Raw genomic sequence first — 1,637 nt, 5'->3', positions numbered from 1 at the left:
ACCCTCGCAATTTAGCAGTAGGTTGTCAAAAGCTCTACGGCTCCAACGAGAAGTGGAAAAAGCGGTATGGCTATCACAAGCGCTCACTATCAGAGACAGCAATGTACCGAGTAAAACAGCTGCTAGGAGGGAAATTAAGCCTAAGAAATTACAATGCTCAGGTTGGCGAGACTTACTACGCTATGATCAAAGCACTGAACAAGCTTACAGGGCTTGGTATGCCAAAAACTCAGTATATTGCTTAATAACTGAACAACTTTGGACTGCCATGTCTTCCAACCGAATTAAGCAACAAAGCCGGTGTGTGGCGACGTCTACGATCTGAGTATTGAACCACGTAAAAATCGAGAGGAGGGGAACGTAAGGATAAGATAACGACTCTGAATGATAAGAGTATCAACGAATTAACAGCGCCCTAGCTCGATGCGTAACATCGCTATCTTGAACTATAGAACCATCAAAAAACCCCCATTCAAAATGAGCCTCAAAGCATAGCGGTAGAGTTTTTCAGGATACTTCCGAAATGTTCTCGTGACTTAATCTTGGAGTGCTCGATTATTAGCGTAATGGAACATTTATTTTAAAACACCAATCTAGAGAAGGATATTGAATATGAATCCGGCCTTATCATTGAATTGTTCCTCCAATGCGAGTACGAGTGAAATTAACATAAGTTCGCCTAATCAACCAAATGGTAGGGACCTATGGAAGATATTAAAAGGAAAGCAACAAGTGAGTATGGTGTGTGAACGTTTGTGGCACGATTGTGATAAAGAGACTAAGTATCAGTTGGTTGAGCAGCATATTAGATGCTATCCAGAGCGTAAGTTTAGTATCTCAGAAAAAAATGGGGACACAACGATAAAAAAAGAATGGTTTCAGCATGTGAAAGATGAGGTGCAGGTAGAGCCAATTGAGTCAGGGGTTAGCTCATTCGTCTCTATGGTTTATAGCTATGGGAAACCGATCATCGGTGTTATTAATCCATTGGGAACAACGTTCGAAAGTAAAGATTACGAGAACAAAAAGAAAACAGTGAGTTATGAAAAGATAGATGCATTAGTGGATGATGAAATACTTCGTACTGGAAGAAGCATTCCGACTACATCCCAAATTGATGATCTATTTGATCGATTTATGCATCGTAGTGCTCATCACTGCAAAGAAGAAGCTCCAATCCGGCAGTTTGTATCCAAAGCAGACAAATTGGAACTTGAAAAGTTGCTGGCAGATCTTGGAATAGACTTTGTTGCTTAAATCGATTGAACTAAATCTAGAAGCTACGATCTGATCGGCTACACCCATCAATCGTCGTAGCCTCATGCCTAAACCTCGTTATAAAACAACTAACTGGAAGCAGTACAACAAAGCTTTAATCAACCGTGGTTCTCTGACCTTTTGGATTGATGAGGAAACGATAGCTGAGTGGAAACAAAACAAACAAGGCAAGCGTGGTAGACCTCGCTGGTTCAACGACTTAGCTATTACTACCGCACTGATGGTGAAACGGATTTTCTCTATGCCATTGAGAGCGCTACAAGGTTTTCTAGACTCTGTATTTAAGCTGGCTAACATCCCGCTTGTTTGCCCGCACTACACCTGTATAAGCCGCCGAGCTAAGGAAGTTGAGGTTTCAT

General features: G+C 41.4%; 2 protein-coding genes and 1 pseudogene. All 3 read left to right on the top strand.

Going from position 1 to position 1,637, the window contains the following annotated elements; translation table 11 throughout:
* Nucleotides 1-245, top strand: a pseudogene (locus ATB78_RS29145) (IS5/IS1182 family transposase); the annotation flags it as partial.
* A 367-nt stretch (nucleotides 246-612) separates the two neighbouring features.
* Nucleotides 613-1,257 carry a hypothetical protein gene (locus ATB78_RS27735; protein ID WP_061011153.1) on the top strand — a complete coding sequence of 215 codons (645 nt, stop codon included), beginning with the start codon at nucleotides 613-615 and terminating at the stop codon, nucleotides 1,255-1,257.
* Nucleotides 1,258-1,321: 64 nt separating this feature from the next.
* Nucleotides 1,322-1,637, top strand: a 316-nt coding sequence (locus tag ATB78_RS27730) for a transposase (protein WP_179947034.1), incomplete at its 3' end; no start/stop codon positions are given.

It is taken from the genome of Vibrio sp. CUB2 (assembly GCF_001557945.1).
GTDB lineage: Bacteria > Pseudomonadota > Gammaproteobacteria > Enterobacterales > Vibrionaceae > Vibrio > Vibrio owensii.
The sequence above is the reverse complement of the archived record's forward strand: the minus strand, read 5'-3'. Positions and strand labels throughout refer to the sequence as shown.